Annotated in this window: 4 protein-coding genes; 1 reads left to right on the top strand and 3 read right to left on the bottom strand. The window is 72.7% G+C overall.

Annotated features, from left to right (window positions below; all coding sequences use genetic code 11):
* Nucleotides 1-225 precede the first annotated feature (225 nt).
* Complete coding sequence (locus CCN56_RS32245; RefSeq protein ID WP_086831427.1) at nt 226-531, bottom strand: hypothetical protein; 306 nt, start codon at nt 529-531, stop codon at nt 226-228.
* Nucleotides 532-558: 27 nt separating this feature from the next.
* Nucleotides 559-1,281: a TetR/AcrR family transcriptional regulator gene (locus CCN56_RS32240; RefSeq protein WP_086831426.1), complete on the bottom strand. Its 723-nt coding sequence runs from the start codon at nt 1,279-1,281 to the stop codon at nt 559-561.
* 192 nt (nt 1,282-1,473) lie between these two features.
* Here CCN56_RS32240 and CCN56_RS32235 point away from each other — a divergent pair, with 192 nt between their 5' ends.
* Nucleotides 1,474-2,580, top strand: coding sequence for a ferritin-like domain-containing protein (locus CCN56_RS32235; protein WP_086831425.1), 1,107 nt, complete (start codon nt 1,474-1,476; stop codon nt 2,578-2,580).
* 5 nt (nt 2,581-2,585) lie between these two features.
* Here the strand turns inward: CCN56_RS32235 and CCN56_RS32230 are convergent.
* Nucleotides 2,586-3,905: penicillin-binding transpeptidase domain-containing protein (locus tag CCN56_RS32230; protein WP_107484258.1), on the bottom strand; the 1,320-nt coding region annotated here is incomplete at its 5' end.

Genomic DNA, 3,905 nt, shown 5'->3' with positions numbered 1-3,905 from the left:
CCGCCCGGGCGATCGGGGCCTTTGCCGGAGGGTCCGCGGGCGGGGCCGGGGCGGCGCCCGCCGCCGGGACCGTCCCCGCGAGCACCCCCGTGAGCGCCGTCGCCGCGGCGAGCGCCCCCGTGCGGACCGTGCGCAGCAGCCTTCGCGACACGTCACCACCTCCATGAGGATGATGACGGGTCAGTTCATCTGATTAATGTACGCATCGGGGCGAGCCTCGCCATGTCACCCGTTCGGCTTCTGCGCCGGCTTCTGCGCCGGCTTCTGCGCCGGCTTCGACCACGGCCACTTCAGCTCGCGCCGCTCCCGCCCCTCGGGGGCGTACACGTACACCCAGCCGCGCTGGAGCCCGAGCCGCTTCGTGTAGCCCGAGGGCTCGCGCCGGTACGTGTGCAGGGTCGGCGGGTGCCCGTCGTGTGCCGGGACCGGGATCTCGTACCACTTCGGAGGGTGGCCGGTCGGGCCGACGAGGATCGGCAGGGCCCGGCCGTCGAGGGGGCCGCCGCGGAAGGGGGTGTTCTCGCTTCTCACCCCCACAGTCTCTCCCGGCCCACCGCCTCACAGCAGGTGCGCCGCCTCGCCCGCCACCGGGATCACCCGGCGGACCAGCGCCGCCACCGGCCCCTCGGGGGTCTCCTGCGCGAGGAGCCGCTTCACGACCTCCGCCGTCTCCTCGTCGCTCGCCGCGGTCGCCGCGAGCAGGGCGACGAGATGGTCGACGAGCCAGTCCCGCAGCTCCCGCGCGGGCGGCTGCTTCCCCTCGTCGAGCCAGATGAGCGAGGCCGCCTCGACGGCGGCGATCCACGTCCGGACCAGCATGCCGAACCGGGGGCCCGGCCGCTCCACCCCGAGGTGGACGAGGATCTGCTCGGCGGCGGCCCGCCGCACCTCGTCCACGATCGCGGAGGTCCGGGAGGTCTCGGCGACGCTGCCGCCCCGCAGCAGGGCGCTGAACCCGGCGCCGTGCTTGTCGACGAAGGCCAGGTAGCGGTCGAGCACCCGGCCGAGCCGCTCGGTGGGCGGCCCGGCCGGCGGCTCGGTGAAGCAGCGGTTCAGGGCGTCGGCGTTGGAGCGCAGGGCGGCCTCGTACAACTGCTGCTTGCCGCCGGGGAAGTAGCGGTAGACGAGGGGCCGCGAGACGCCGGCCGCCTCGGCGACGTCGTCGAGCGAGACGTCCTCGGGCGCCCGGTGGGCGAAGAGCTCCAGGGCGACGCCGAGCAGCTGCCCGCGCCGCTCCTCGACACTGAGCCTGCGGTACGCGGGGGTGGCGGCGCTCGTCATGGACCGCAGCGTAACCGCGGAGCGGGGCCGTCGGGGGGAACGGTCCCCGAGGACGTACCCCCGCCGCGACCCGGCCGGGGCGACTCCGGGGCGCCTGCTCGTCGGCAACGCCGCCAATCTCTCCCGTACGACTTGTTGACGATCCGTCTACCACCGTGTGAGCCTGCTGGAAAAGGACGGAAGGAGTCGTCGGTGTCGACGCACGACCTGTACGTGAACGCCCCCGCCGCACCCGGCTGGCAGGTGCCCGCCACCGGCGCCGCCCGCTTCTCCTGGGACTACGACGACGGCCGCGAGCGCCTCCTCGCCCTCTACCAGAAGGGCAAGGACAAGCAGTGGGACGGCGCCACCCGCATCGACTGGGGCATCGAGGTCGACCCGTACGACCCGCTCGGCACCCCCGACGAGGTCCTCACCCTCCACGGCACCCGCCACTGGGCGAAGATGACCGAGAAGGACAAGGGCGACCTGCGCCGGCACTACGCCTCCTGGCAGTTCAGCCAGTTCCTCCACGGCGAGCAGGGCGCGATGATCTGCGCCGCCCGGATCGTCGAGTCCGTCCCCGACCTGGACGCCAAGTTCTACTCGGCCACCCAGACCATGGACGAGGCCCGGCACGCCGAGATCTACGGCCGCTTCCTCCACGAGAAGATCGGGATGCTGTACCCGATCAACGACAACCTCAAGGGCCTCCTCGACGACACCCTGCGCGACTCCCGCTGGGACATGCCCTACCTCGGCATGCAGGTCCTCATCGAAGGCCTCGCCCTCGCCGCCTTCGGCATGATCCGCGACACCACCGACAAGCCGCTGCCCAAGCAGATCCTCGCGTACGTGATGCAGGACGAGGCCCGGCACGTCGCCTTCGGCCGCATGGCGCTGCGCGACTACTACAAGCAGCTCTCCGACGCCGAACTCCGCGAGCGCGAGGAGTTCGTCATCGAGGGCTGCCACCTGATGCGGGACCGGCTGCGCGGGGTCGAGGTCCTGGAGAACTTCGGCATCCCGAAGAAGGAGGCCGAGGAGCTCAGCGAGCAGAGCGAGTTCCTGCACCTCTTCCGCAAGCTCCTCTTCAGCCGGATCGTCCCCTGCGTCAAGGACATCGGCCTCTGGGGCGAACGCCTCCAGAAGGCCTACCTCGACATGGGCGTCTTCGACCTCGGCGACTCCAACCTGGACCTGCTGATGACCCAGGACGAGGAGATCGCGGAGGCGCTGGACCGCGAGCGCTTCGCGGCGGAGGAGGCCGAGCGGGTCGCGGAGGTGGAGGCCGCGATCGCGGACGGCGCGCAGCGGTAGAGCGCCTACCCCCGCGCCTCCGCCTCCAGGCGCAGCGCCTCCTCCATCACCGCCCTGGCGATCGGCGCCGCGCTGCCGCCCCCGCTGATGTCCGTACGGGAGGCCTCCGCGTCCTCGACGACGACCGCGACCGCGACCGCGGGCTGGGCGGCGTCGTCGGCCTGGGCCCAGGCGATGAACCAGGCGTACGGGGTGCCCGTGTTGCCGAAGCCGTGCTGGGCGGTGCCCGTCTTGCCGCCGACCCGGGCCCCGGGGATCGCCGCGTTCGTCCCCGTGCCCTCCTCCACGGCCCGCACCATCAGCCGCTGGAGCTGCATCGCCGTCGCGGGGTTCATCGCCTGCCGGTAGCTGCGGCGGCCGGTGCGGTCCACGGTCGTGCCGCCGGAGGTGGTGGTGCGGTCGACGAGGTACGGGTGGGCGATCTCCCCGTTGTTGGCGACGGCCGCCGCGACCATCGCCATCTGGAGCGGGGTCGCCGTCGTGTCGAACTGCCCGATCGACGAAAGGGCCAGCTGGTCCGGGCTCATCCGCCGGTCGAAGTTGGACTTCGCCACCCAGGACGGCACCCGGAGCCCCGTGTCGTTGAAGCCGAACCGTTCCGCCGCGTCGACCATCTCCGTGAGGCCCACCTTCACCCCGAGTGCGGCCATCACCGTGTTGCAGGACCACTGGATCGCGGCCGCGAGGGAGGCGCCGCCGCAGCCCCTCGCCTCGTTCGGCAGCACCTGCCGGGTGCCGGGCAGCACGTACGGGTCCGGGGTGTCCGTCGGCGCCTCCACGTCCCGCACCGCCCCCGCGTCCAGGGCCGCCGCGGCCGTCACGATCTTGAAGGTGGAGCCCGGCGGATACGTCTGCCGCAGCGCCCGGTTCAGCATCGGCTGGTTCGACGAGGTGTTGAGGCGCCGCCAGGCGTCCTTGACCTCCCGTCCCGTACCGGAGAGAACCCCCGGGTCGTACGAGGGCGAGCTGACGAGCGCCAGGATCCGGCCGCTGGACGGCTCGACCGCCACGACCGCGCCCCGCTTCCCGTCGAGCCCCCGGAAGGCCGCCTCCTGCATGGAGGCGCGGATGGTGGTCACCACGTCGCCGCCGGGCTGCCGGCCCCGGGTGAGGTCGTTCCAGAGGGGCAGCGGTGCGAGCATCGGGTCGGTGCCGGCGAGGATGTCGTCCTCGGCGTGCTCGACGAGCGTCGTGCCGTACGTCTGGGAGGCGTAGCCGGTCACCGGCGCGTACAACGGCCCCTGCCGGTAGGTCCGTTCCCAGCGCAGCTGCTGCCCGCTGTCCCGGGAGCCGGTCACCGGCTTCCCGTCGACGACGATCTCGCC

The organism is Streptomyces sp. NRRL B-24572 (assembly GCF_002156145.1).
Taxonomy (GTDB): domain Bacteria; phylum Actinomycetota; class Actinomycetes; order Streptomycetales; family Streptomycetaceae; genus Streptomyces; species Streptomyces vietnamensis.
This window is presented reverse-complemented; position numbering and strand designations above follow the sequence as displayed.